Origin of the sequence: Vibrio sp. 10N.237.312.B06, from assembly GCF_041464685.1 — a bacterium.
Classification (GTDB): domain Bacteria; phylum Pseudomonadota; class Gammaproteobacteria; order Enterobacterales; family Vibrionaceae; genus Vibrio; species Vibrio tasmaniensis_A.
This window is the reverse complement of record NZ_JBFSPI010000029.1, coordinates 1-26,051: the sequence shown is the minus strand read 5'-3', so window position 1 is coordinate 26,051 and position 26,051 is coordinate 1. Positions and strand designations below refer to the sequence as shown.

At 44.7% G+C, this 26,051-nt stretch carries 22 protein-coding genes and 1 pseudogene; 6 read left to right on the top strand and 17 right to left on the bottom strand.

The genetic code is table 11. From position 1 onward, the window contains the following. Positions 1 to 38: 38 nt before the first annotated feature. From gndA to AB6C75_RS10120, 11 genes and pseudogenes are all read right to left on the bottom strand, one after another. Complete coding sequence (gene gndA / locus AB6C75_RS10170; RefSeq protein ID WP_372107698.1) at positions 39 to 1,547, bottom strand: NADP-dependent phosphogluconate dehydrogenase; 1,509 nt, start codon at positions 1,545 to 1,547, stop codon at positions 39 to 41. A 3-nt stretch (positions 1,548 to 1,550) separates the two neighbouring features. Beyond that, on the bottom strand, positions 1,551 to 2,048 hold the full coding sequence (locus AB6C75_RS10165; RefSeq protein ID WP_017059513.1) for a gluconokinase: 498 nt from the start codon (positions 2,046 to 2,048) through the stop codon (positions 1,551 to 1,553). A gap of 118 nt (positions 2,049 to 2,166) precedes the next feature. Next, a pseudogene (locus AB6C75_RS10160) lies at positions 2,167 to 3,473 on the bottom strand (TRAP transporter large permease subunit). Continuing rightward, the gene (locus AB6C75_RS10155) at positions 3,466 to 4,023 is read right to left on the bottom strand and encodes a TRAP transporter small permease subunit (RefSeq protein ID WP_004730132.1); all 558 of its coding nucleotides are present in this window, start codon (positions 4,021 to 4,023) and stop codon (positions 3,466 to 3,468) included. Before AB6C75_RS10155 ends, AB6C75_RS10160 begins: the two are co-directional and overlap by 8 nt. A 65-nt stretch (positions 4,024 to 4,088) precedes the next feature. Further along, a complete protein-coding gene (locus AB6C75_RS10150; protein ID WP_135383707.1) occupies positions 4,089 to 5,105 on the bottom strand; it encodes a TRAP transporter substrate-binding protein in 1,017 nt (338 codons plus the stop codon). 200 nt (positions 5,106 to 5,305) lie between these two features. Beyond that, positions 5,306 to 6,208, bottom strand: a complete 903-nt coding sequence (locus AB6C75_RS10145) for a multidrug transporter (protein ID WP_372107697.1) — start codon at positions 6,206 to 6,208, stop codon at positions 5,306 to 5,308. A 138-nt stretch (positions 6,209 to 6,346) separates the two neighbouring features. After that, on the bottom strand, positions 6,347 to 7,051 hold the full coding sequence (gene phnR, locus AB6C75_RS10140) for a phosphonate utilization transcriptional regulator PhnR (protein ID WP_004730140.1): 705 nt from the start codon (positions 7,049 to 7,051) through the stop codon (positions 6,347 to 6,349). A gap of 68 nt (positions 7,052 to 7,119) precedes the next feature. Continuing rightward, complete coding sequence (locus tag AB6C75_RS10135; RefSeq protein ID WP_372107708.1) at positions 7,120 to 8,829, bottom strand: putative 2-aminoethylphosphonate ABC transporter permease subunit; 1,710 nt, start codon at positions 8,827 to 8,829, stop codon at positions 7,120 to 7,122. Positions 8,830 to 8,850: 21 nt separating this feature from the next. Next, positions 8,851 to 9,960 carry a putative 2-aminoethylphosphonate ABC transporter ATP-binding protein gene (locus tag AB6C75_RS10130; protein WP_372107696.1) on the bottom strand — a complete coding sequence of 370 codons (1,110 nt, stop codon included), beginning with the start codon at positions 9,958 to 9,960 and terminating at the stop codon, positions 8,851 to 8,853. A 227-nt stretch (positions 9,961 to 10,187) separates the two neighbouring features. Continuing rightward, the gene (locus AB6C75_RS10125) at positions 10,188 to 11,609 is read right to left on the bottom strand and encodes an FAD-dependent oxidoreductase (RefSeq protein ID WP_372107695.1); all 1,422 of its coding nucleotides are present in this window, start codon (positions 11,607 to 11,609) and stop codon (positions 10,188 to 10,190) included. 120 nt (positions 11,610 to 11,729) lie between these two features. Then, on the bottom strand, positions 11,730 to 12,740 hold the full coding sequence (locus AB6C75_RS10120) for a putative 2-aminoethylphosphonate ABC transporter substrate-binding protein (protein WP_135380809.1): 1,011 nt from the start codon (positions 12,738 to 12,740) through the stop codon (positions 11,730 to 11,732). Between the two features lie 350 nt (positions 12,741 to 13,090). Here AB6C75_RS10120 and phnW point away from each other — a divergent pair, with 350 nt between their 5' ends. The 4 genes from phnW to AB6C75_RS10100 all read left to right on the top strand — a co-directional run bounded on the left by phnW (position 13,091) and on the right by AB6C75_RS10100 (position 17,979). After that, on the top strand, positions 13,091 to 14,194 hold the full coding sequence (phnW, locus tag AB6C75_RS10115) for a 2-aminoethylphosphonate--pyruvate transaminase (protein ID WP_372107694.1): 1,104 nt from the start codon (positions 13,091 to 13,093) through the stop codon (positions 14,192 to 14,194). Then, complete coding sequence (locus tag AB6C75_RS10110) at positions 14,194 to 15,633, top strand: aspartate aminotransferase family protein (RefSeq protein ID WP_372107693.1); 1,440 nt, start codon at positions 14,194 to 14,196, stop codon at positions 15,631 to 15,633. Before phnW ends, AB6C75_RS10110 begins: the two co-directional genes overlap by 1 nt. Positions 15,634 to 15,747: 114 nt before the next feature. Beyond that, entirely contained in the window at positions 15,748 to 16,566 is an 819-nt protein-coding gene (gene phnX, locus AB6C75_RS10105; RefSeq protein WP_012600354.1) for a phosphonoacetaldehyde hydrolase, read from the top strand. A gap of 351 nt (positions 16,567 to 16,917) precedes the next feature. Further along, positions 16,918 to 17,979: an OmpA family protein gene (locus AB6C75_RS10100; RefSeq protein WP_017104207.1), complete on the top strand. Its 1,062-nt coding sequence runs from the start codon at positions 16,918 to 16,920 to the stop codon at positions 17,977 to 17,979. 143 nt (positions 17,980 to 18,122) lie between these two features. On the opposite strand, the gene AB6C75_RS10095 is transcribed toward AB6C75_RS10100, so the two are convergent. Further along, complete coding sequence (locus AB6C75_RS10095) at positions 18,123 to 18,521, bottom strand: OsmC family protein (protein ID WP_372107692.1); 399 nt, start codon at positions 18,519 to 18,521, stop codon at positions 18,123 to 18,125. A 197-nt stretch (positions 18,522 to 18,718) separates the two neighbouring features. Here AB6C75_RS10095 and msrB point away from each other — a divergent pair, with 197 nt between their 5' ends. Next, positions 18,719 to 19,861: a peptide-methionine (R)-S-oxide reductase MsrB gene (gene msrB / locus AB6C75_RS10090; RefSeq protein ID WP_372045906.1), complete on the top strand. Its 1,143-nt coding sequence runs from the start codon at positions 18,719 to 18,721 to the stop codon at positions 19,859 to 19,861. A gap of 115 nt (positions 19,862 to 19,976) precedes the next feature. On the opposite strand, the gene AB6C75_RS10085 is transcribed toward msrB, so the two are convergent. Both AB6C75_RS10085 and AB6C75_RS10080 read right to left on the bottom strand, forming a co-directional pair. Continuing rightward, the gene (locus AB6C75_RS10085) at positions 19,977 to 21,344 is read right to left on the bottom strand and encodes a TrkH family potassium uptake protein (RefSeq protein WP_372107691.1); all 1,368 of its coding nucleotides are present in this window, start codon (positions 21,342 to 21,344) and stop codon (positions 19,977 to 19,979) included. A 27-nt stretch (positions 21,345 to 21,371) separates the two neighbouring features. Further along, entirely contained in the window at positions 21,372 to 22,028 is a 657-nt protein-coding gene (locus AB6C75_RS10080; RefSeq protein WP_017098401.1) for a TrkA family potassium uptake protein, read from the bottom strand. Between the two features lie 184 nt (positions 22,029 to 22,212). Between AB6C75_RS10080 and AB6C75_RS10075 the strand changes: the two genes are divergently transcribed. Continuing rightward, a complete protein-coding gene (locus AB6C75_RS10075) occupies positions 22,213 to 23,325 on the top strand; it encodes a mechanosensitive ion channel family protein (protein ID WP_372107690.1) in 1,113 nt (370 codons plus the stop codon). 124 nt (positions 23,326 to 23,449) lie between these two features. Here the strand turns inward: AB6C75_RS10075 and aroG are convergent, their stop codons facing one another. From aroG to AB6C75_RS10060, 3 genes are all read right to left on the bottom strand, one after another. Next, a complete protein-coding gene (aroG, locus tag AB6C75_RS10070; RefSeq protein WP_009845644.1) occupies positions 23,450 to 24,502 on the bottom strand; it encodes a 3-deoxy-7-phosphoheptulonate synthase AroG in 1,053 nt (350 codons plus the stop codon). 686 nt (positions 24,503 to 25,188) lie between these two features. Then, on the bottom strand, positions 25,189 to 25,503 hold the full coding sequence (locus AB6C75_RS10065) for a DNA-binding transcriptional regulator (protein ID WP_086050720.1): 315 nt from the start codon (positions 25,501 to 25,503) through the stop codon (positions 25,189 to 25,191). Continuing rightward, positions 25,490 to 25,822 (bottom strand): type II toxin-antitoxin system RelE/ParE family toxin, encoded by a 333-nt coding sequence (locus AB6C75_RS10060; RefSeq protein ID WP_372107689.1) that lies wholly within the window; start codon positions 25,820 to 25,822, stop codon positions 25,490 to 25,492. The genes AB6C75_RS10065 and AB6C75_RS10060 overlap by 14 nt, the downstream gene beginning before the upstream one ends. Between the last annotated feature and the right edge of the window lie 229 nt (positions 25,823 to 26,051).

Genomic DNA, 26,051 nt, shown 5'->3' with positions numbered 1-26,051 from the left:
AAAATAACGCCCTCTTATTTGAGGGCGTTATTGATTGTTTAAACGTTCACTTTTACTTCAGTTCTTGGAGACTGACTCCAAGTCACGTGAAACTTTTCAGCTTCATCTCTATCGACTCGCGAATAAGTATGAGAACCAAAATAGTCACGTTGCGCTTGCAGCAGATTTGCAGGCAACACCTCACAACGTAATGAGTCGAAGTAACTCAGAGCAGAGCTGATTCCCGGCATCGGCACACCATACAGAGCTGAGTTCGCTACCGCGATGCGCCAAGCAAGCTCGCGCTCTTTCACTTGTTTGATGAAAGCCTCATCAAACAACAGGTTCGCTAGCTCACTATTTTGTTGGTAAGCCGATGTGATACTTTGCAAGAAAGCGGCACGAATAATACAACCAGCTCGCCAAATCTTAGCTATTTGAGTGAAATCGAGATTCCATCCCTCTTTGTCTGACGCTGTTTTCAGTAAATCAAAACCTTGCGCGTAAACAGACAACTTGGCGCAATATAGAGCATCGTGAAGCTCAGAAATAGCCTCTGTTTTATCCAGCTGACTGGCATCAGCAATACTGCCTTTTAGAAGCTGACTACCTTGAATACGTTGTGATTTTTGACCGCTCATCGCACGTGCATAAACCGCCTGTGCAATGGTTGGCGTTGGACAACCTTCTTGCAGGCTGTTAACTGCTGTCCACAAACCCGTGCCTTTCTGCCCTGCTTTATCAAGCACAACCTCAACGAACGGCTTACCCGTTACAACATCTTCTTGTTGAAGAATATCGGCACTGATTTCCATCAGGTAACTATTAAGTACACCGTTGTTCCATTGTTCAAAGACTTGTCCAATCTCTTGAGCTGGTATTTCAAGCACATCACGCATGAACTGGTACACTTCGCAAATAAGCTGCATGTCGGCATATTCAATACCATTATGTACCATTTTCACATAGTGCCCTGTACCAGAAGGACCAACATACGCCGCGCACGCTTCACCCGCTTCAAACTGAGCAACCGGTAGTCCATTCGCATCCACTTTAGCAGCAATCGCTTCCCACATCGGCTTTACATACTGCCAAGCTGATTGGTCGCCACTCGCCATCAGCGCAGGGCCAACACGAGCGCCTTCTTCACCACCAGAAACGGCGGTGCTAAAGAAGCGCAGTTTGCCTTTGTAGCTCACTTCACGCGCCTCGGTATCTGTCCAAAGGCTGTTGCCTGTATCGATAACAATGTCGTCATTTTCTAAGCCAGCATCAAGCAAGCTATTGACGACGATATCGACAGGTTTTCCAGCAGGAACCGACAAAGCGATTACACGCGGCTTCGCGAGCCCTTGCAGCACATGCTTAAGGCTAGTCCCTTTTGTGAACTGGCCTTTACCAGTAAACGATTCATTAAGCAGCTTTGCTTCTGAACTAGCGCGCTCAATGTTGTCTGTATTCAAATCAAAGCCAACAACGTTAAAACCGTTATCCAGTAGGTTGAGTGCGAGGCTTTTGCCCATCACTCCTAAACCAATCATCGCGATGTCGTTTTTTAACTGAGTCATGGTTTAGCCTATCTGCTTAATTTGTTTGAGTGCACTTTCTACTACCTGTTCGACATCTTGTGAGATATCAACAAACAACGCATCGGCTTCATTCGGTTCAACCAAGGTTGCGAATTGGCTTTTCAACATTTCTTGACCATTGAAGTAATGGTTCTCGCGCGCTTTATGGCGGTTCCAAATGGTGTCGAAGCTACCTTGTAGGTACACGATAACTAAGCCTTCATTGTTCTTTCGTAGAATGTCGCGATATTGAGGTTTCAATGCAGAGCATGCAATCACAGCACTTGGCTGCTCAATGTATTGCTTGTTGAGTGTTTCTAGCCATCCTTGACGATCTTCGTCAGTCAGCGGGATACCTTGACGCATTTTTTCTACATTGCTTTGCGGATGGAAGTCATCGCCATCAAAGAATTGAAGCTCTAAAGCCTGTGCGATACGGCTACCAATTAGGCTTTTTCCGCATCCAGATACGCCCATCACGAGTATTTTTTTGCTTTTCATAAGGCAAGCCTTCCCTAAGCCCCAACCAAAACAGGGGCTGACAATCAAATCTAATAGTTAAACTTGTGTTGCTATTGATAGGTTCCTGAACGTTAAACTCACTCAGGAACCTTCGCTGTTATTGCCACCAAAGCGCGAGCTGAGGGAAGATAATAACCAGTGCCAGAACCAATACTTGAAGTGCAATGAACGGCAGTAATGAAGAGAAAATCTCACCTAAGCTGATGTCTTTTGGTGCTACTGATTTCAAGTAGAATGCCGCAGGACCAAATGGTGGTGACAAGAACGACACCTGCATGTTTAGACAGAACACAACGCCGAACCATACTGGGTCAAAACCAAGGCCAGTGATGATTGGAACGAAGATTGGCATTGTTAGAAGTGCTACACCTACCCAGTCAAGGAACATGCCTAGTACCAACAAGATAGCCATCATGATTAATAGCGTTACTGTCGCGTTACCGCCACTGAGCGCAAGGATGGTTTCTTCAACAAAATCAATACCGCCCATCAGGTTGTAGATACCAACCAATGCGCTTGCACCGATACCAATCCACATGATCATGCCGCAATGGCACTCTCCTTCAACATGTTGAAGTTCAGTTCACCACGGATTAGCGCACTAATCATGATGCCAACTACACCCAAAGCAGACACTTCTGTTACTGATGCGATACCGGTGTAGATACTGCCCAAAACCGTTGCGACAGAAAGCAATGGGAAGAACAGAGCTTTGAAGTAGCTTGGCTGATTGGCAATGTCTTCTTCTGTCTCATCATCACTTGGAATTGGCGCAAGAGAAGGGTTTAGCTTACAACGAATCAGCACGTAGCCGATGTAACAGCCAGCAAGAATAAACGCTGGTAAGAATGACGCTTTAAACAGGTCGCCAATCGATACGCTGGCGGTCATACCGTAGATGATCAGTACGATACTTGGTGGAAGCATGGTACCAAGTGCGCCACCCGCACAGGTTGTACCGATAGCAAGCTTACGGTCATAACCCAAGCGAAGCATTTGTGGCAGAGCAAGAATACCCAGTAGTACCGTTTCACCACCGATAACACCTGACATCGAAGCCAATAGAACCGCTACTAATAGCGTTTGAACTGCAACACCACCACGAACCTTACGGCCGACAGATTTCATTGCATCAAACAGATCACGCGCGATACCCGAACGGTCTAATAAAGCCGCCATCAATACGAACATCGGAACAGCAAGGAAAACATAACCAGAAGCAAAGCTGTAGGTACGGCTTGCGATCAAAGGCAGGGCATCAGGACCAAACCAACACAGAGTGAAGAAAATCGCGACAAAGCCTGTTACGAACGCTAGCTGCATACCGGTCAGTAGCAAGCCAATCATCATAACCAGCATGAGCAAACTGCCCCATGCGATACCAATAGAAGATAAATCAAACATCGTCATTCTTCCTTAGACCCATCAACTCTTGGATTAGGTGCAATACAAACTGGACAACAAGAACACACAAAACGACAAAGATCAGGCCTTTCAGCAACGCTGGATAAGGCGCGTTTAACACTGAGCCTGATGTTTCAAGGCGGAATTCACCCCAAGGTGCAAACCACGCTTCTTCCGCAGTGAAATAAGCCGCGTAAGCGAGCATGCCAGCAAAGGCCAAACCAACAATGTGGTGAACAAGATTAAGATATTTGCGTGCTTGATTAGACACTGAATCGTAGATAAGAACCACACGCACATGCTTATTCGCAGCAAACGCGTAGATACCACCAATAATAAATAAAGAACCACCGATGAAAGAAGCTGTTTCATGTACCCATGTGGTCGGGGCATCGAATGCGTAACGCATCACAACTTCATAAAATGAAATCAATACAGTAAAAATAAACAACCAGCTAACGAGATTACTGAACTTTATAACAAAACGATCAAGCGCATTTCTTGGTTGCTCGTCGTTTTCAGCTGGGGCGTGGGGGATTTTATCGGTCATGAGCCAAATTTCCTGGGAGAATACGGGAGAGCAATGCCCTCCCCCGTCAGTTGCCTAAGTTTAAATTACAGTAAGCCGTTTTCTTCTAGGAACACTGTTACTGAAGTGTAAACTTTTCCTGCGTTATCAGAACGCTCGGCAAATACTTTCCATTGGCCTTTCGCGATTTCACGGAACTTCTTACGTTCTTCTTGTGACCAGTCGTGGATAGTAATTTCAGGATTCGCTTGAGCTTCTTTAAGCGCAGCTTGGTCAGCCATTTTCAGCTGAGTTGTCATGTCGTAAGAGAAGTCACGCACTGATGTTTGCAGCATTGTTTGTAGATCAGCTGGCATCTTGTCCCACTTCTTCTGAGATACAGAGATATCGATAAGCGGCAATGAGTGGAAGCCAGGTTGAACTGGATGTGTTGCAATATCGTTCATGCCCGCTTTTTGGTTGGTAGAAAATACCGTGTAGTCCGCAGCATCAATTACGCCTTTGCTTAGGCCAGTAAATACTTCAGAACCCGGCAGGTTTACTGGAGTCGCACCCGCCGCTGCAAATACTTGTTGAACTAGGCCCTCAGGCGCACGTAATTTCAGGCCTTTAAGATCCGCAACACCATCGATTGGCTTTTTAGAAATGAAAGATTCAACACCCGTCGTAGAAGCACCAACAAACTGAACGCCGTAAGGCTTGTACAGTTCGGTCATTAGCTCATTACCACCACCGTAGTTCATGTACTGAAGCAGTTGTGTTGTGTCTGACCATGCACCAACCATGTTACCGATAAGACCAAATGCTGGATCTTTACCAGAGAAGTAACCTGTTGCTGTGATGTGACCATCTAGGATGCCCATTTTGATCGCGCCTAGCGTTTCTGTGTGCTTAACCACAGCGCCTACAGGCAGAAGATCGATATCAATACGTCCGTTAGACATCGTCTCTACGCGCTCAGCCCACTTCTGCTGAACTTTGAAGTTCAAATCACCAGATGGATCTGAAGATTGGATTTTAAGTTTAAAGTCTGCAGCCATTGCTGAAGTAGCAAATAGACCAGTAAGGGAGGCAGCAATCAGCGTTTTAGTCAGAGCTTTCATTTGGGTATCCTTATGAGTTTCACAGAGTCCGGTTTGTAATTATATGTTACCGGTAACGTTGAGGTGGATGTTACCGGTAACTTTACAGCCTTGTCTATGAGAAGGGTCACATCTTTAACATTAGTAAAACGTTTGCTATCAATAAGAAAAATGCGACTGAAAAGTCACATTATAGGTTGGAGGTAGGATTTAATTTCTTTTTAAATCAGTGAGATAACTAAGCCAGTAATGATAAAAACGACGCCTACACCACGTGTAACGTGCCACTTTTCCTTTAAAAAGTAGATCCCCATCACTACGCCGAAGATGATACTTACTTGCCTAAGTGCAACAACCAAGCTGACGTTCTCTGTCATAGTCATCGCAAATAACACCAAACCATAAGTCGAAGCCATCATGATGCCAGCAAGTGTTGCTCTTTTACGCAATAACCAAGCATTATGAAATTCGATTCTTTGGTTGGTTACGAATAACCAAACACTCAGCGGAATCACAATCGCCCAAAACTGAATGCCTAGGTAGAAAATCGCGGTGTGCTTGTTTGTGATAATAGATGTGCTTAACGGTTCTAATAGTAGTAACGCTTCTTTATCAATGATGGAATAGCCTGTGGTACCAATAGCGGCGATCAACGCCCACAGCACGCCAAGGTTCAGATACGCTTTTAACCTAAGATCTGAAAACTGCTTAAGTGGTACAAACAAGCAGCCTAAGGTTATTAAAGTGAACCCAATCCATTGATTCGCTGACAATTCATAGCCGATCAACACCGTGCCTAAACCCACCATCAACACAGGCAGTGCTCGTGCCATTGGGTAAATCACACCAATATCAGCTTGTTTATAGGCCGCGCCTAACCCAATCAAATAGACGATTTGACAGATCCCACTCAAGAAAACCAGTTGCCAGAATGGAAGTGAGATATTTGATAGCCCTACACTGTGAACATACCAGAGCAAGTAAGGTGTCAATATCGCTGCGGCGGCAAAGCCAGAGGCTAGGAAGAAAGACGAACCCGATCCTTGATTAGATTTACCTAGAACGTTCCAACCCGCATGAAGCAAAGCCGAAATAATCACGATTACAATGGCAGAGAATTCCATTTCAATCCTAAATTATTGATCAATTAGCACAACGGCTGACAACAGGTGATAAAAAAGGCCTCCGAATAAGAGACCTTTGGTCGTTTCAATTGGGCGAACCTGCATAATTGCAGATATGCCAGCATTCTAAATGTATGACTAGCGCTCGAGCTGTGCTATCGACTCAATACTGATCGCATCATGACGCCAATACTCAATATCGCAGTCAATCAAATCGCCGTTCTGATTGTAGTTAACACGCTCAACCACCATAGCCGGAGAACCAGAAGTCGCGCGCAGGGCTTGCGCGGTTTCGCCAAGCAAAGACGTTGTGCTCACTCGGTAACGGATCTTCTGATACACCACACCAAAGTGCTCGCGGTAGATGTCCGTCAACGATTTCGACAAGTCATAATCAAGCAAATTAGGGAACAGCTCAGGTCGAATGTAGTTGGTCACATACACAACGGGCCTGTCTTCAAGATAACGAACTCTGTCTACTCGATAAACATCTGAGAACGGTTGTAGCTCAAGAAGCCTAGTCGCCTCCTTGGTTGCTAACATGCCTTTCGCTGCCACTAATTCTGTTTTCGGCTTACGATTCTGCGACAGAGCCATATTAGTGAAGTTCAGCGTTTGTGTTGGATCGTAGCGCAGCGGCGCTGGAGAGATAAACCAACCACGGCGGTCTTCTCGATAAATACGCCCTTCAGCTTCAAGTGAAGACAGCGCTTCACGCAACGTTACTCGTGTTGTATCAAACGATTCAGCCAGTTTGCGCTCCGCAGGCAGCTTCTGTCGTGGTGTTAACATGCCCGACTCTATCTGCTCTACGATGACATCTTTGATTTTTACGTACTGCACTTCATTTCCTTCTATTCTTGTTCTTGTCGTCAGCCACTCCTTGGCCAACTGCAATATAAAATGGTTCGCTAGCGTTTACGCCAAGCTTGGGTGCGCTTCTCGAATAACTTGTTGATTAACATATGAATCAACTTCGCGCTCGCTGCCGATATCATGATCATCACCGCCATGGCGGCGGCTGCACCGGTTTGCCCCGCATCGTCCATATTCAGTACTGAAACTGACGCAGGTATCGTATCGGTAGAATACAAGAATACTACCGCAGATGTCGTGGTAAGTGCATTAATAAACAGGTATGTCGCAATATCTAAAATCGCAGGCAAACAAACCGGAACCGTCACTTTAAAGAACAGCTTGTATTGCGGTAGGTTAACCGACGCCGCCGTCGCTTCTATTTCCTCAGGCAGCTGTTTTAATGCGGTTAACGCTGTCATGTGGCCGACTGTGTAGTAGTGAACCACGGTGTTAATCACCAAGAACGCCATCGTGCCATACAAGAAGTTGAGTGGGTTACTCAAATCATTGAAGTAAAAGATATACCCCAAGCCCAACACCATACCCGGAACAGCCATCGGTACCACACTGAGCATCTGCATTGCTTGACGAACAGGACCAAATGCTCTGCCTTTCTCAATGCAATATGCACCAAGGAAAATCAACACTGTACCGATAATAGCAGTCCATGCACCCAGCGTTAGAGAGTTGAAAAACGGCGTCCAACCATAAGTACTCATTTCTGCGAAGTTGTAGTTATTCAAGGTGAGTGCTTTGTTCCAAGGCCAGAACGTGACCATAGAACCGTATATCGCCATGCCTAGCACGATAACCACAGCAGCAGAGATGATGGTGCAATAGAGCAAACACACGCCATCACGTAGAGTGTTTGGTTCAGGTTGGTACGCGACGGATCGAGTATCAAACAAGCTCTTCTGTTTCTTTTGAACCCAGCGATCCACAGTAAACGCAAGCAACGCAGGCAATAGCAATAAAATACTGGTCACTGCACCCATAGAGAAATTCTGTTGCCCTACCACTTGTTTAAAGATGTCAGTCGATAGAACGTTATAACTGCCACCAATCACCTTTGGCACACCAAAGTCACAAACCACCAGCGTAAACACCACGATCAGAGTGCTGATCAAACCGTATTTTGCCGCAGGTAACGTCACCATGAAGAAGGTTTTTAGCGATGAGGTATTGAGTGCACGTGCCGCCTCATAAAGACGAGCGTCAGAGGTTCTCAATGAAGTAGTTAAAATCATTAAGGCATGTGGAAACGTCCAGAATATCAGGCCCAGTGAGATACCAATCAAGCCGTACACCGAATTGCCACCCAAGACTTCCTTTGCGATACCTTGGTTACCAAATAAGAAGATCAAACTGATGGCAGGAAGCAACGACGGAGCTAGAATCGGCGCTGAACCCAACACCTGAAAAAGCCCCTTAAAAGGCATGCATGAACGAGTCAAAGCATAGGCATAGCCAAACGCTAATACTCCCACGACAACCGTCACTAACAACCCAAGCGTGAACGTATTGCCTACCGACTGCCACAGGCTCTGCGAAGCAAAATACGTTGCGAAATTCTGTAATCCTACAAATTCTCCGTCTGCATTCTGAACGCTTTTTTTCAACATTGCCCACAGTGGCATCAGGATAAACAGCGTCATGACAACAGACAAAAAGGCCAACAGCCCAAATAGGATTACGTTGTCTTTACTTAATCGAGCAAGAAAAGGCTGTACTCGTCGTTGAATTAGCAGCTTAGATTGCATCATTTGAGTCGATTCCATGATTATTTACGCCGCCTCGTCTTTCATCACTTGCAGGCTTTCCGATGGGTAAGCTCTCAGGCCTTCTTGGTCAAACGCCACATAACGAATATCACTGCGACGCAGCTTCAATCGGTTGAACTCTTTGACTGATACATCAACGATGATCTCTTTCGCCGTTGAGTCATGTTGCAATTGACACTCAACACGATAAAACGCCCCTAAGAATTCGCTTGATACGATTCTCACTGGCAAGGATTCACTAAAACGATCAACAAACTGGATTTGCTCTGGACGAACGGCAATATCGAAAACATCACCCAGATTTGGCGTGAGGTTATCCAAACCCGGCAACGGTAGCATCGACTCAGCAATACGTATCTTGCCTTGCGCTGCGACAGAAGCTTGAATGAAGTTCATGCTGCCAACAAACTCAGCTACAAAACGACTGACGGGTTTTTGGTAGATCTCTTGTGGAGCACCGACCTGCTCGATAACACCATGATTCATCACGACAATACGGTCGGCCATCGTTAGGGCTTCATCTTGGTCGTGCGTCACCATAATAGTGGTGATACCCAGCTTACGTTGCAGTTGGCAGATCTCATCACGCAGGTGTGTTCTTACCTTCGCATCCAACGCAGAAAGCGGTTCATCGAGTAACAACAAGCCTGGAGACAACGCTAATGCGCGAGCCAGAGCAACACGCTGCTGTTGTCCACCAGATAGCTGATTGGGGAATTTCTGACCAGACGTTGGTAAGCCGATAGTCTCTAACCAAGACTCAACCGTCTCAAGGGCTTCTTTGGTCGACATCCCTTGATTCTTCAAACCAATTGCGATGTTTTCTTCCACAGTGAGATTTGGAAACAAAGCGTAAGATTGGAACACGATGCCAAAGTCGCGCTTTTCTGGTGGCAAGAAGGTCGTATCATTACCGTTCTGCTCAATAGAACCTGAAGTTGGCAAGTCTAGACCTGCAATCGCACGTAATAAGGTGGTTTTTCCACAGCCGGACGGGCCAAGAAAACAGACGAACTCGCCTTTATCTATCGATAGGGAGATGTCTTTTAACGCTGTAAATTGGCCAAATTGCTTTACAACGTTTTCAATATTCAAATAAGTTTGGTTGCTCATACTACAGCACTCTCTATGTGGTATATACCAAATTTAAACTGAGAATGTTGCAGTTGAGTGACAAATTTATAGTAGCTAAATGACAGTTATATTGCAGATATAATAAGCATTAAAGATTGCTATTTGTTCAGCATTAACAGTTCGTTCAACGTTGAAAGCCCTCAGTGACTTGCCCATAAATCACTGAGAGCCTAAATGTAAACTTCTAATTTAAACGCTAGATTAATCTATGATTCAACCTTGTCGGCTTTGCCCGCCGCACCTGCGAGTTTGGATAACTGTTTATCTAGCCACAATGGCGTGCTACCCGAATCTTCCGCGTTCTCTTTTCTTCGTACCGCATCACGCACTATCATCGCACCTACCCAGCGGAATGGCTCTGGCGGGAAGTGTCCTAGCGGGCCTTTGGTTAAACCGCTTCGTGTCCAAGCATTGTCGATATCGAGTACCATGGCTGACAAAATCTTCCCGCCCATACGGGTTTGAGCCACACCATTACCTGAGTAACCGAGCCCATAATAGATATTGCTTTGGCCTTTTAGATTACCGAAAAATGGCAGACCGGTGACCGAACGATCTGAGCCTCCTGACCAGTTGTAATCGAATTCACTTTGTTCCAATTTAGGGAACAATTTTTGGAACGATTGATTGAGAATCGGCAGGTAGTTGGTCGTTTGGTTAAACATGCTTTCAACTTGATTGGCAAACGAGAACTTATTACCGCCTTTACCCAACATGAGTCGTCCGTCCTGGGTATCTCGGTAGTAGTGGACAAAGATACGCGAATCCACCACCGCCGCCCCTTTCTCTGGGCCAAATTGCTTGAGCTTTTCAGGAATAGGCTTGGTCACTACCATATCTGAAGAGACAACCACAATGCTGCGTTTGAACTCTTTAAAGTGATCGAGCATCCACGCATTGAGTGCCAAGATCACTTTATCCGCAAATACTGACCCGCCTTGGGTTTGAATTCGAGCGGGAGAGCCATAGTCGAGTGATGTCATCTCTGTATTTTCGTAAATTTCGACACCCAATTCGATCGCAACGCGGCGTAAGCCTCTCGTCAATAACGCTGGCTGCACACTACCCGCAGCTTCTGAGTAGTAACCCTCTATGTGGCGATCAGATCCCGCTTTATCAGCCAAAGAATTGTCGCACTTCTTCCAGCTATTGATACCCTGCTTAACCAGCTCATTAACAACAGGCTCCATTCCACCCTTTTGAGCTTCATTAGTCGCCGTGTAGTAAGTACCGCTTCGATATAGATGCGCGTCAATCTTGTGTTCGTTACAGAAAGCTTCGATCTCGTAAATGACCTTTTCAGATTCCTTAACCAACCATTTGGCTTGCTCTCTTCCGTAGAGCTTTTTCAGCGTTGGATACTTTGTCGACCACGTCAGCATACACCCTCCGTTCGCGCCAGAAGCACCGCTGCCACACAAACCTTTTTCAATCACCACAACGTGCTTTTGAGGCTGTTGTTGTTTGATTAAAATCGCCGTCCATAAACCAGTGTAACCACCGCCGACAATGGCGATATCACAGTTAACGTCTTTTTGAAGCGGCTTAGCCGAATCTAGCCCCGCATTGATGTTGCCAAATTCTTGTTCTAACGCTTGCTTGAACCAATATGAGTAGTGCTTTTTCATTTGTTGTACCTTACTTAAAACCTAAAGGCGTAAAACTAAAAAAGGAAGACCGAAGCCTTCCTTTACTGATTTCTAACTTCTAATGAACTCAATAATTAATTAACTGAATAGCTCGTCAGATTAAGATTTTGGCTCTGATTTAGCGTCAAACTTCTCAGACCATGTTTTCAGAACATCTGCACGTTCACTGCCCATACGAGCGAAGTCCATTTTTGCCATGTTCTTCTCTACGTTCGGGAAGTTTTCTGCTTTACCTGTAACATCTTGGTGTCCAACAACTGGGTACATTTCGATGTAAAGTTCATTCGCTGCTTTAGAGATAGACCAATCGATAACACGTTGTGCTGCATCTGAAGGCTTAACAAGACCTACCGCTTCAGATTCCCAACCGATACCTTCAGGCGTAATCACAGAAAGTGGCGCGCCCTGAGTCTTCAGCTTCGCGCCGCGGCTCGCCATAGAAATACCGATAGCCACTTCACCCATACCCGCTTGAACACATGGCTTCGAACCGGAGTGCGTGTAATGAGCAATGTTTTGATCTAGCTTCTGCATGTAGTTCCAACCTTGGTCTTCACCCATGTTTTGTAACCAAGCCGAAACCTGCATGTAGCCCGTACCAGAAGACGCTGGGTTTGGCATTGCAATGTGGCCTTTGTAGATAGGCTTCGTTAGGTCATCCCAAGATTTAGGTGCAGGTAGGTTCAATTGCTTAGCAACTACTTCGTTGAAACAAACCGCATTGAAGAATGCGTCATTGCCATACCAAGCTTGAGTAGATTGCGGATCGTTGAGGTTTGAACGCAGTGCTTCTACACCTTGAGGTGTATAAGGCTTGAGAATGCCCTCTTCTTTAAGCAAAGCCATAGAAGAGCCCGCAAGACCCCATACTACTTCAGCACGAGGGTTGTTTTTCTCGGCCAATAATTTTGCCGTCATGATCCCAGTTGAATCACGAACCCATTTGATGTTGATGTCTGGGTTTTCACTTTCAAATGCGTTTTTGTATTTCGCTAAAATGTCAGTTTCAAAAGCGGTGTAAACCGTCACTTCCTGTGCTGCATAAGCATTACCAGCTAATAGAGTAATTAATGCTGCAAGTGATCCTTTCATAAAACGGTTTTTCATCATTTTCTCCAGTCAGGCCCGATGCCAAGGTTAGGAATTGCCAAGGTTAAAGTTGTTAAGGCTAGAAGCTCCATCTAGAGGCTTCTATATCCATAAATTCATTTAGGTTGTTAGCACACACCTTTAAATTGGTATGCACCAGATTTCGAGTATTAAGCTAACTGGCTTTTATGACGATTAAATGAACAAAAAATGGCAATTTCAAGATCGGAAAATTTCTCAACACAAGTGACAAATTTGAATATGAAGCTTTTGTGAAAATAACGTTTGGGCTATTTACGACCGTTTAAATTGGTTGTTAAAGTAACTGCAAATATTGGTATAGTCCAAAATACAAATCACGAGAATTAAACATGAGAAACGAATACTTACTGCTGACACCGGGTCCTCTATCTACTTCTGAAACCGTTCGCCAAGCGATGCTAAAAGATTGGTGTACTTGGGATGATGAATACAACAAAGACGTTGTTGAAGTGATTCGTAGCAAGCTTGTGACTTTGGCGACTAAGCAAACGGGTTACACGAGCGTACTAATGCAAGGTAGCGGCACCGCTTCAGTTGAAGCAACAATCGGTAGCGTTATTTCTAAAAGCGGTAAGCTTCTTGTTGTTGACAACGGTGCGTATGGGGCTCGGATTGCTCAAATCGCAGAATACTTAAACATTCCATGCCATGTCGTTTCCCCAGGTGAAACATCACAACCTGACTTGAACGAAATGGAAACGGCATTGGCCATGGATTCAGACATTACTCACGTGGCGATTGTCCACTGTGAAACCACCACTGGCATGCTGAATCCAATTGAAGAGATTGCCAAATTGGCAAAACAGCACAACAAAACCGTCATTCTTGATGCTATGTCGAGCTTTGGTGGCATCCCTATGGATATTGCTGACTTAGGCATCGACTACATGATCAGCTCTGCAAACAAGTGCATTCAAGGGGTACCGGGGTTCGGCTTTGTTATTGCTAAGCAATCAGATCTCGAGAAGTGTAAAGGCCAAGCTCGCTCATTAAGCCTTGATTTGTTTGACCAATGGCACTGTATGGAAAGCAACCATGGTAAATGGCGCTTCACCTCTCCGACTCATACAGTGCGCGCTTTCTACCAAGCTCTACTTGAATTGGAACAAGAAGGCGGCATTGAAGCTCGTTATAACCGCTACCAAACCAACCAAACCACATTGGTTGCAGGTATGCGCTCTCTTGGCTTTGAACCGCTGCTTAATGATGACGTTCATTCACCTATCATCACCTCTTTCTATTCTCCAACTCATAGTGATTACCAATTCAAGGAGTTCTATGACCGTTTGAAAGAACAAGGGTTTGTGATTTACCCGGGCAAGGTTTCAAACGCAGACTGCTTTCGAATCGGTAACATCGGTGAAGTTTACCCGTCAGACATTGAAGCTCTCATTGGCGCTGTAGAAAACGCTATGTACTGGGACATCAAATAATGACGACGACCAATCAAGATCCGATTCTAAAGGCGACACACTTTCGAAGCGAAGGCGATGTGAACACCACGCCAGCGCGTGAGAAATGGAACGAGTCGCTAAACGATGACGCAACTCAAGCTATGTTAAAACGTGACTCTGACGTATTTCTTCATCAAGCGATGTCAACACCTTGCCTAGACACACTTGAAGCGGCAGAAGGCATCTACATTCAAGATACGACTGGCAAAAAGTACATGGACTTTCACGGCAATAATGTTCATCAGCTAGGTTATGGCCACCCACACATCATCAATAAGGTGACTCAACAAATGGCGTCATTGCCGTTTTCACCGCGTCGCTTTACCAATCAAACTGCAGTTCAATGTGCTGAGAAGCTGACACAGATCTGTGGTGGTGACTTGAATCGTGTGTTGTTTGCTCCAGGTGGCACATCGGTGATTGGTATGGCACTCAAACTGGCTCGACATGTCACCAACAACTTCAAAGTCGTTTCATTGTGGGATTCCTTCCATGGCGCGTCACTCGATGCAATTTCAGTAGGTGGCGAAGCGTGTTTCCGCGAAGGCATGGGGCCATTAATGGCTGGCGTAGAACGCATTCCACCAGCGGTCTCTTATCGTGGTGCTTTCCCGCTTAATGACTCTTTATCGCTTCGCGGGCAAAACTCCGGCGATGCGAACGAGACCACATGTGATGTGCATTATGCGGATTACCTAGAGTACGTGATTGAAAAAGAAGGCGGTATTGGAGCCTTCATTGCAGAAGCGGTTCGTAACACAGACGTTCAAGTGCCAAGTAAGGCTTATTGGAAGCGCATTCGTGAGATCTGTGACAAACACAACGTCATATTGATCATTGACGACATCCCAAATGGCATGGGTCGTAGCGGCGAATGGTTTACTCACCAAGCGTTTGATATCGAACCTGACATCCTATGTATCGGTAAAGGCTTTGGCGGCGGCTTAGTACCAATCGCAGCCATAATCACAAAAGACAAATACAACACGGCAGCGCAAGTATCTCTTGGTCACTACACCCACGAAAAAAGCCCAATTTGTTGCGCGGCAGCACTCGCCACCATGGAAGTGATTGAGCAAGAAAACCTACTTGAAAAAGTACAAGCGGACAGCGCATTCGTGCGTGAACAGCTGCTTCAAATGAAAGAGAAGTACCCAGTCATTGGTGACGTTCGCGGCATCGGCCTGCTCTGGGGGGTGGAATTGGTCACAGATCATATCACCAAAACCCGAGCTTTTGATGAAGCAGAAGCAGTACTTTACCAGTGTCTAAACGATGGCCTGAGCTTTAAGGTGTCACAAGGTAACGTGATTCAGTTGAGCCCGCCATTAATCATCAGCCGAAGCGAACTAGAAGTCGCTCTGTCTGTATTCGAAAAAGCGATAGCAAAAGTCTGTAAAGGCTTTGAGTACCTTTAAACCACCTTTTAAAGCATGTCTTGAAGCAATAATTTCAAGCAACCAATAACCTAAGACAATCATTCATCCCCCAGTACTCTTGAACTGGCAATGACACAAAAATAGGACACTATTATGAACACAACATCACCTATCCAAGCGGTTATCTTTGACTGGGCTGGCACTATCGTTGATTTTGGATCATTTGCTCCAACCAGTATTTTCGTGGAAGCATTCAGACAAGGTTTCGACTTTGATATCGACTTAGCAGAAGCGCGTGAACCTATGGGGATCGGCAAATGGGACCACATCCAAGCAGTTGGTCGAATCCCAGCTGTTAACGCTCGTTGGAATGCTCAATTCGGACGCTCGATGACCAGTGAAGACGTTGATGCGATCTACGCGGCATTCATGCCTCTTCAGAAAGCAAAAGTAGCAGACCACGCAGCACCAATTTTAAACGCGATTGAAGTCGTGAATAACTTAAAAGAAAAGAACGTAAAAATCGGCTCTTGTTCTGGTTACCCACGAGAGGTGATGGACGTACTAATTCCAGCTGCAGCAGATTACGGTTATCTTCCTGACAACGTAGTTGCAACTGACGACTTACCGCAAGGCGGTCGCCCTGCTCCATTCATGGCACTTAAAAACGTCATTGACCTAGGTGTGACGAACGTCGCTGCGTGTGTGAAAGTGGATGACGCTGCACCGGGTATCGATGAAGGTCACAACGCAGGCATGTGGACAGTAGGCCTTGTACTATCAGGCAACGAAGCAGGCTTAACCTACCAAGAATATGTGGATGCCGACGAAGCGACACTTGCAGCTGCGCGAGAAAAAGCAAGCATTAAGCTAAACAAATCAAACCCGCACTACCTGATCGATACCATCGCCGACTTACCTAGAGTGATTGCAGATATCGAAAAGCGTTTGTTAGCCGGTGAGCGTCCGTAACAGCTAAGCCTCCGCTCCACCTTACAACTCAGGCTATGTAGCCAAATAATCCGTTCACACAAAAAGATGAAACCTCATATCGCCTTAAAATGATACGAGGTTTCATCGTTTCCAACATTTAAGACAACAATTGATCAACAAAAAAGCTATAAATAGCGCCTTGAAAACTATGAATACCAACAATCCGATTGACTATCATACGCAATCAGACTAACAATACATTAGTAGTTCCTTAAAAGTTCTACCTGAATCAACGCCTTGATTTATTTACGGTCGCAGTGTCTTAGCCAGTAAGTTATCGCTTTACAGGTCAGTTCAGATAACAATAAAAATTAATCCAAGGATAAGATTATGAAAAAACTTTCTAAAATCATGTGTGCTGTCGTCGCAGCTTCCGGCTTAGCGGCAGCTCCTTCTATTGCTGCAACCACTTATGTTGGTGCAAAAGTAGGCATGGGTTGGCTAGATAGCGCATGCGTAAGCGGTGAAAAGTGTGATGATGATGCAATTGGTGCAGGGATATACTCTGGCTATAACTTCACTGACAGACTAGGTATCGAGTTAAGTTCTGATTTCTTAGGTGACTACAATACAAGCTTTTCCAAAAATGGGGTTACAAGTAACTTTAGCGACCCTCTAATCGCTATCTCACTAACGCCAATGTACCGCCTACCAGTACAACAAGAATTCGATGTATTCTTCAAAGCTGGTCCTGCTTACATCTCGCACGGCGGTGAAACAGACGTTGTTCTTTCAGCCGGTATCGGTCTAGAGAAGCAACTTTCCTCAGATTGGGCTGTTCGTGTTGAGTACCAATACTTCGATGATTTCGATGACAACTATGTTCAAGACTTAAACTCTAACTTTGTTACCGTTGGCCTTAGCTACAACTTTGGTACAGGTAACACAACGGCTTCAGCAGCAGCCGCTTCTGCAGCCGTTGTAACACAGGCTCCTGCAGAGCCAATTGCCGAACCAGAAGTCGTTGTTGTTGAAGAAGAAGTTGTGGTTACTAAAGCTAAAACTGAAAGCTTCTCTCAAGGTATGTTTGAGACAAACAGCACTGAATTATCTTCAGAAGGCAAAACTGCATTAATGCCATTAGTTGAAGTACTGCAAGCTCACCCTCAATCATCAGTTAATGTTGTTGGTCACACTGATTCAACAGGTGCAGCAGAGTACAACATGATGATCTCTAAGAAGCGTGCTGCTGCTGTAGCCGCATACATTGAAGAGCAAGGCATTGCAGCTGACCGCATTGCAGCTTCAGGTGAAGGGGAAGAAAACCCTGTAGCATCAAACGCTACAGCTGAAGGTCGTGCGCAAAACCGTCGTGTTGACGCAACGATCCCAAGCTTCGAATACCAAGAAAAAGCGCAAATGGAAGAAGTTATCGTAGAAACTGCTGAATAATAGCACTCTACCTTAATTAAAATAATAAGGGCGGAGCACTTTCAAGTGCTCCGCCCTTTCCTTTATCAGGCTCTCCCCATATGCCGTCAGCTATAAGTAGAAGCCGTAAAAATCAGTCTACCGCCAAGCTGTACAATCAGAGACTAGACTATTTCCCAGCTGTGGGTCATCTCTACACCAGCACCCAGCATTAAGCATACTGAACAGTACTTTTCTAATGAATCCGCACAGACCTTAGCGACAAGCTCGGGATCAAGATCATCACCCGACACTTCAAAATGAATGTTAATCACAGTAAAGATTTTTGGTGCCGTTTCACGACGTGTCGTTTCAAGTTTTGCATTACAGCCTGTGATGCTTTGGCCTGCAGATTTCAAGCCATCAACCACATCAACAGAGCTACAACCGCCAGCAGCCATTAGCACCATTTCCATAGGGCTTGGCGCGGTAGCACCGCCACTGCCATCCAGAACGACAGAGTGACCTGATTGAGATTGACCTAGGAATTTAAAGCCTTCGACCCATTTAACTTCTGCTTGCATGTTGTTCCTTAGATGTACGGAAACCGCCATCATTATCTATTATATCAATAATGGACACCCTACTACTGGCAGCATTTATGAGCAAGATTTTCTGTTTGAGATATTTTTTTTATGAATAGTGTAATTTTTTCCATCTAAACCCTGTCTCTATTCGTACATTCAAAATCGAATGAGAAAAACGTCAAGATGAGGTATCTATGAATAAATTATCTAAAATATTGGTATCACTCGTGGTTGCACTACCACTGACTTCGCTATTTGTAAGCCAGACTGGCACTGCCAATACAATGGATAAAGCGATGGATTCAGGTAAAAGTGAAATCGCGACACTGGCTGGTGGTTGTTTTTGGTGTACAGAATCCGACCTAGAAAAACTGACCGGCGTCACCGACGTTATCTCTGGTTATTCCGGTGGGGAATTAGAAAATCCAACCTACAAACAAGTTTCCTCAGGTAAGTCTGGACACATCGAAGTGATCAACGTGACTTACAATCCAGATGTAGTTAGCTATGAGCAGGTACTTGACCAATTCTTCAGACACATCGATCCTACCGATGATAAAGGCTCATTCGTAGATAGAGGTCCTCAATATCGACCTGCTATTTTCTATCATAACCAAGAGCAAAAAGACGTTGCTCAGAATTTCATGATGGAAATAGACAAAGCTCAGATCTTTGGTGAGCCACTAAAAACAGAGCTGATCAAGTTTGAAAAATTCTGGCCAGCAGAAGAATACCATCAAGATTATTACAAGAAGAGTAAGGTTCGTTATAACTACTACCGCTACGCTTCTGGTCGTGATCAGTACCTAGATAAAATCTTCGGTGATGATAGAAAAGAAAATCCGAAAACGATCCGCCAAATCATCGATGGCAAAAATGCGACAGCTAATGCTAAAACATACACCAAGCCGTCTGATGCAGAGATCAAAGCATCTCTAACTTCACTGCAATACGATGTCACACAAGACGACGCAACAGAGCGCCCATTTGACAACAAATACTGGGATAACAAGCAAGAAGGTATTTACGTTGATATCGTAACGGGTGAGCCTTTGTTCTCTTCAAAAGACAAATACAAGTCAGGTACAGGTTGGCCGAGCTTTACACAACCAATCAGCGAAGCTTATGTGGTAACAACTACTGACTACAAGCTACTTTACCCAAGAACAGAGGTTCGCAGTAAATTTGGTGACTCTCACCTAGGGCATGTATTTAAAGATGGTCCAAAGCCAACAGGTTTACGCTACTGCATGAATTCAGCCGCTATGCGCTTTATCCCAGCAGATAAATTGGCTGAGGAAGGCTACGAAGAATATGTAGAAATGTTCGAAGGCTAAGAACTCAGAAACTGACTATAAACCTCTGAACCTCTAAAAAACAAAGCCAGCATATTCGCTGGCTTTGTTTTTCTAACGCACTAACAAGAAGGGTTAACTTAACCCGTTAACATTATTAGCCCGTCAACACCGTATCTTCTGGGTACTTCAACAAAGAAGTTTCTGGACGAGCTAACATGTACGCCAAAGTCAAAGGACCAATACGTCCGATTACCATCACCACAATCATAATGTATTTGCCCGGCTCAGTGAGATTTGCAGTGAGTCCAGCTGTTAGACCGACGGTTGCAAAAGCAGAAATCACCTCAAACATAACTCGATCAAACGCAGCCTTTTCAGTCAGCATTAACAAAAACATCGCGGTGGTTAATAGCGCTCCACTGACCACAATAATGGCCAATGACTTTGTTACCGCTTGCCAAGTCACGGTGCGCTTAAACATCACGACATGCTTTTTCTGACGCAAGAATGTCCAAGTTGCAACAAACGCAACCGCGAAAGTCGAGACCTTAATACCACCACCAGTGGAAGTCGAACCAGCACCAATCAACATCAGTACTATCATCACCAATAATGCCGGTTGCGTATATTGAGACAAATCGACACTATTGAAACCAGCGGTACGAGCACTCGCAGACTGGAAAAATGCCGCTAGCCATTGCCCTTGTGTCGACAAGCCCTCCATCGTCGCTGAGTTATTTCTCTCCAACAACCAAAACATCACCGTGCCCACCAACAATAACGTCGGTGTCGCAGTTAGCATAATCTTGCTATGTAAGTGCAGATGTTGGAAACCTTTACGCCAGTTACTCGATAAGTCGCCGACGACTGTAAAACCAAGTCCACCAAAGATGAACAAGCCCGCTAAGGTAAAGATCACCAAAGGATCATCAACAAAACTCATCATACTGTCTGAGAACAGCGCGAAACCTGCGTTATTGAATGCAGATATAGCGTGAAAGAGTGCATAAAAGCTTCCCGTTGCCCATCCCATTTCTGGAACCCAACGGAAACAGAGCAACACAAACCCAACAAACTCCGCCACCAATGCAAAGATGATGATCTTCTTCACTAACTTACGAAGGTTAATCTTACGATCTTGTCCAAGTGCTTCTTTTGCCAATGCTTGTTGTTTAAGGCTTAATCGGACACCAAACATATAGAGCAGTACCGCAGACAGGGTCATCTGCCCTAACCCACCAACTTGCATCAAGAACATCAGTAAGATTTTTCCTGCCAAGGTGAAGTGCTGACCAGTATCGACAACACCTAAACCTGTCACACTGATCGCTGACGTGGCAGTAAACAGTGCATCCGTAAAGCTTAGCCCTGTCACCGAGAACACAGGCAGCGTCAGCAAGATTGCTGAGGGGATAAGAACACCTAAGAAGCTCGTAAGGATAATCTTAGGTTCAGAGCCTTTGCGTGGCTTCTTATCACTTTTAAGGGTGTAGAAAGTACCTTTTCGTTTTACCGAATTCATACTGTTACCTTACTTACCAATTACCAATTACCAATTGCGTAGCTTTCTAGATAAAGTCTCTTTCGGCCCAGCGATGATCACCACATCCCCAATTTCTAAACTCACATCCAGTTCTGGTGCTTTCGTTAAGTTCGGGCCTCGCTTAAAGCCAAGTACCTCAACACCATTTTCTTTACACAGCTTAAGGTCACCAAGTTTCTTACCCAACAAATTAGAACCAATAACGATTTCCGTCATCGCTAAGCCACTGCCAAGGTCGATAAACTCAAGAACGCGTCTATCCAACATTTTACGCGCGACACGAATACCCATGTCTCGCTCGGGCATAATGATGTGGTCAGCACCAATCTTAGAGAGAATCTTGCCGTGGAACTTATCATTCGCCTTCACCCAGACTGCTTTTGCGCCTGATTCTTTAACGACCAACGTTGTGAGAATACTGGAATTAACGTCAGATCCAATCGACACCATCACCATGTCGTATTCATCGAGCCTTAACTCTTTAACTGTCTCTTCGCTTGTACAGTTCGCAACAATCGCTTGAGAAACAAAAGCCGCCGCATCTTTCACTCGCTCTTCATCAATATCAACGGCGAGTACCTGTGAGCCTGAACTTTGTAGCTCTTTACAAACAGAGAGACCAAAACGTCCCAAGCCAATAACTGCATATTGTTTGTCACTCATTTATTACTCCACTTACAAAGCTACGTAGCATCGAAAACAAATAATGAAATTGTCTTCATACAAAAAAACGACTATATATCCATATAGAGATACAATTGTCAGCTAATCGCTTGATTTATAAAGGTAGAGAACAAAAGTGATTTCTGCTAATTTCTAACCCACTATTTCTGCGGCAGTACACACAATGAATGAATTCATAACCCAAGTACAAACCTACATTAACCAGAGCCATAGTGATTGGGCAAACAGCGTCCTATTCATCACTATTGCGAGCTTTCTCGCTTGGGTCGCTTGGCGAATTATCCATAATCGCTTAGAAATTCTGGTTCAGAAAACCCCATTCCACTGGGATGACCTACTGCTAGAGGCGCTAAAAACACCTGTCAGTACATTACTCTGGTGTTGGCCTGCAACTGTCTCTGTGGGGTTAATCCTTCAAGACCAGTTTGGTAATGAAATTAATTGGTTAAAAACACTTAAGCACATATTAATTATCTGTACCTTCGTTTGGTTTACCTTGCGAATGATCACCAACACTGAAGCGTACGTCTTAGAACAAAAAACCAGAGACGAAACCACAGTACAAGCTATCGCTAAAGTCGCTCGCTTGTTCTTTATGGTGATGGGCGGCCTGACCATCATGCAGGCATTTGGTCTGAGCCTATCTGGCTTACTCACCTTCGGTGGTGTGGGTGGCTTAATCGTCGGTTTAGCAGCAAAGGATCTACTGTCGAATTTCTTTGGCGGCATGATGATTTACTTCGACCGTCCTTTTAAAGTCGGTGATTGGATACGCTCACCAGACCGCCAAATCGAAGGTACAGTCGAACGCATTGGTTGGCGCATGACCATCATTCGCACTTTTGATAAGCGACCTTTATACGTGCCAAATTCGGTATTCAGTAACATTGTGGTGGAGAACCCATCAAGAATGTTGAACCGCAGAATCAATGAAACCTTCGGTCTTCGTTATCAAGATGCAGACAAGCTAGCTCTAATTGTTGATGAAGTTAGATCCATGCTCGAAACACACCCTGACATTGATGCAAAACAGACGCTGATCGTTAACTTTGATAAGTTTGGTCCATCAACCCTAAATTTCTTTATCTACACCTTCACCAAAACGGTTAACTGGGTGAGATACCACGAAGTTAAGCAAGATGTCCTGCTGCAGGTGTTGGCGATTATTCATAAGCACAATGCTGATATCGCCTTCCCAACACAAACGCTCAAGATCAATCCTCAAGATTTTGGCGAAGCTCAAGGTATGGTCATTTCCAACTCAGAAGGTCATTAAGAAGCAATACCAATGACTTCTAGCTAGTAGTTAAGATCCACAAAAAAGCCCTTACTAGCGATTGCTAATAAGGGCTTTGAATTTTCAGCAGCTTAATCGCCGACTGTAATATGCAATAATCAGTCTATTTGTTACGACGTGCTTCAACAGCATCTGCTAGTTGGCGAAGTACTGTTTCAGTATCTTCCCAACCGATACATGCGTCAGTAACAGATTGGCCGTATGTCGCCGCTTTACCGTCAACTAAATCTTGGCGACCTTCAACAAGATGAGATTCAATCATCACACCAAAGATGGCTTTGTCACCGCCTGAGATCTGTGCACTTACGTCATCAGAAACGTTCATTTGGCGCTTGAACTGCTTTGAGCTGTTCGCGTGGCTGAAGTCAATCATCACCTTCTGTGGAAGACCTGAAGCTTCTAGCTCTTCTTTAATCTTACCAACGTGCTCTGCACTGTAGTTTGGCTCTTTACCACCGCGTAGGATGATATGACAGTCAGGGTTACCTGCTGTTTCAACGATAGCTGAGTGACCGTATTTAGTTACCGACAAGAAGTGGTGCGAAGCACTTGCAGAGCGAATTGCATCTGTTGCGATCTTGATGTTGCCATCCGTACCATTCTTGAAGCCAACTGGGCAAGATAGGCCTGAAGCCAGTTCACGGTGAACTTGAGATTCTGTCGTACGTGCGCCAATTGCGCCCCAGCTGATTAAGTCAGCAACGTATTGCGGCGTGATCATATCTAAGAATTCACTCGCAGTAGGCATTCCCATATCAGTTAGGTCAAGTAGTAACTTACGTCCTAGACGAAGACCGTCATTTAGTTTGAACGTGTCGTTCATGTACGGGTCATTGATTAGACCTTTCCAGCCAACAGTGGTACGTGGTTTTTCAAAGTAAACACGCATTACAATTTCAAGGTTATCGCCTAGTTCGTCGCGTAGCACTTTCAAACGTTTACCGTACTCAAGCGCAGCTTCTGTATCATGAATAGAACATGGGCCAACAATAACAAGTAAGCGATCATCGCTATCTTCTAAAATATTGTGGATCGCTTTGCGGCTTTCAAAGGTTGTAGAAGAAGCAATTTCTGTCGCTGGAAACTTTTCTAAAACAGCAACAGGGGGTAATAACTCTTTTACTTTGTTAATTCTTACATCATCAGTCTGGAACATTGCTTACTTCTTCCTATTTTCTATCCTTGAGGCTGAATGCACGTTATCTCACGTCACTTTCCATCAGCATTTATCTTCTTGTTCCCTGTAACTTAACGAGTAAAAACCACAGTTTCAATCACTAATTAAAAAAAAACGCAATTTATTTTGTGTTTTATATTTAAAACACCCCGTATAACATTATTTACACACTATCAATTGCGCAGTTATCAGACACAGTAAGAACACAGCTCTTCAAACTATCCTGGCTAGATAATGTCTTACGCAACGATAGATAAAAGCTCTTTACCACACTACAGCCTTTACAAAACGCATACACAAAAAATAGAGAGCTAAAGACTTTTCGTCACATAGAGAAAAATGGGAACTAGCACCACAACCTTGGTTTGGATGTTACTCATCGAAGAATAGAACCGATCAAATTTGGCAATTTCTGCGCAGGAACGGTATATGGAGAATTGTACAGGCGAAACAACAGAATATGTGACGACGAAAGAAACGAAGAACAGCTAACTGGTTGATAAGATTGCTATCGCGACCTTACCTTGGCCTCACCCGTCTTGAGAAGTACCTCAAAGCGATGAGCCCTTCAAATGCAATCGTACAATTTACTTAATAAAGTGGCTTCGGGGTTGTTCAACACTTGGGATTTAGTGTTGGCTGCGCAACACCTTAGCCCTTATTTGTTATAGCTCAGCGATGTGCGAAAGAGTTTCCGGATGACGCTGAACCAATTTTAGAAGGGTCACAGCTTGTCCATTTGGTGCACTACGCCCTTGTTCCCAGTTTTCTAATGTTCGGGATGATGTATGCAGTAAACGCGCAAACACACCACGAGACATATTGAACTGTTCACGGATACTCACGATTTCATTCGGTGAAATATCTAACTCACTAATATCGTTAACTTGATGAGTTTTAAGAGTGAGTTTACCCTCTGAATGCTCTTTAGCCTCAACAAGAGCAGAACTTAACTCTGCAAATAGATCACGATTGCTCATTACGCCACGCCTCCATAAAAGCCTTTAATTGTTTCTTTTGATCTGCAGCTAAATCGGACATTTCATTCTTGCCATAAATTGTCAGCAAGTAGAAACGACGCTTTTCATCGAGGAAGTAATAGATAACACGAGAGCCGCCACGCTTACCCTTACCTTTACTTGCAACTCGAATCTTTCGCAAACCACCTGTACCTTGAATCACGTCCCCCTGTTTTGGGTCAGACATCAACTCAGCTTGAAAAAGCCTAAACTCATCATCGCTGAGATATTCATTACGGTACTTTTCAAATATGGTCGATTCGACAAATACACTTTTCATACTCAGAGTATACGCAAGTGACGTACACATGGCAAAACTATACGTGATTAACGTAGTTATGACTTTTCAGAAGGTGAATCTGACCTGAGCTATAACGCCTGCATACCCACAGCCGACAACGAAACTTGCACCCACATCTGCACTGAGCTGTTTGTCGCGATACCTCTATCGCGGTGTGTTGGAGTAAGCCGACCCATGTAGCCGAAAGGCATTTGATAATAAGGAGAAT

Bases quoted from the DNA above. Each gene is read 5' to 3' on its own strand.
- gndA (WP_372107698.1), bottom strand. From the start codon at position 1,547: ATGACTCAGTTAAAAAACGACATCGCGATGATTGGTTTAGGAGTGATG.
- AB6C75_RS10165 (WP_017059513.1), bottom strand. From the start codon at position 2,048: ATGAAAAGCAAAAAAATACTCGTGATGGGCGTATCTGGATGCGGAAAA.
- AB6C75_RS10155 (WP_004730132.1), bottom strand. From the start codon at position 4,023: ATGACCGATAAAATCCCCCACGCCCCAGCTGAAAACGACGAGCAACCA.
- AB6C75_RS10150 (WP_135383707.1), bottom strand. From the start codon at position 5,105: ATGAAAGCTCTGACTAAAACGCTGATTGCTGCCTCCCTTACTGGTCTA.
- AB6C75_RS10145 (WP_372107697.1), bottom strand. From the start codon at position 6,208: ATGGAATTCTCTGCCATTGTAATCGTGATTATTTCGGCTTTGCTTCAT.
- AB6C75_RS10135 (WP_372107708.1), bottom strand. From the start codon at position 8,829: ATGATGCAATCTAAGCTGCTAATTCAACGACGAGTACAGCCTTTTCTT.
- AB6C75_RS10130 (WP_372107696.1), bottom strand. From the start codon at position 9,960: ATGAGCAACCAAACTTATTTGAATATTGAAAACGTTGTAAAGCAATTT.
- AB6C75_RS10125 (WP_372107695.1), bottom strand. From the start codon at position 11,609: ATGAAAAAGCACTACTCATATTGGTTCAAGCAAGCGTTAGAACAAGAA.
- AB6C75_RS10120 (WP_135380809.1), bottom strand. From the start codon at position 12,740: ATGATGAAAAACCGTTTTATGAAAGGATCACTTGCAGCATTAATTACT.
- phnW (WP_372107694.1), top strand. From the start codon at position 13,091: ATGAGAAACGAATACTTACTGCTGACACCGGGTCCTCTATCTACTTCT.
- AB6C75_RS10110 (WP_372107693.1), top strand. From the start codon at position 14,194: ATGACGACGACCAATCAAGATCCGATTCTAAAGGCGACACACTTTCGA.
- phnX (WP_012600354.1), top strand. From the start codon at position 15,748: ATGAACACAACATCACCTATCCAAGCGGTTATCTTTGACTGGGCTGGC.
- AB6C75_RS10100 (WP_017104207.1), top strand. From the start codon at position 16,918: ATGAAAAAACTTTCTAAAATCATGTGTGCTGTCGTCGCAGCTTCCGGC.
- AB6C75_RS10095 (WP_372107692.1), bottom strand. From the start codon at position 18,521: ATGCAAGCAGAAGTTAAATGGGTCGAAGGCTTTAAATTCCTAGGTCAA.
- msrB (WP_372045906.1), top strand. From the start codon at position 18,719: ATGAATAAATTATCTAAAATATTGGTATCACTCGTGGTTGCACTACCA.
- AB6C75_RS10085 (WP_372107691.1), bottom strand. From the start codon at position 21,344: ATGAATTCGGTAAAACGAAAAGGTACTTTCTACACCCTTAAAAGTGAT.
- AB6C75_RS10080 (WP_017098401.1), bottom strand. From the start codon at position 22,028: ATGAGTGACAAACAATATGCAGTTATTGGCTTGGGACGTTTTGGTCTC.
- AB6C75_RS10075 (WP_372107690.1), top strand. From the start codon at position 22,213: ATGAATGAATTCATAACCCAAGTACAAACCTACATTAACCAGAGCCAT.
- aroG (WP_009845644.1), bottom strand. From the start codon at position 24,502: ATGTTCCAGACTGATGATGTAAGAATTAACAAAGTAAAAGAGTTATTA.
- AB6C75_RS10065 (WP_086050720.1), bottom strand. From the start codon at position 25,503: ATGAGCAATCGTGATCTATTTGCAGAGTTAAGTTCTGCTCTTGTTGAG.
- AB6C75_RS10060 (WP_372107689.1), bottom strand. From the start codon at position 25,822: ATGAAAAGTGTATTTGTCGAATCGACCATATTTGAAAAGTACCGTAAT.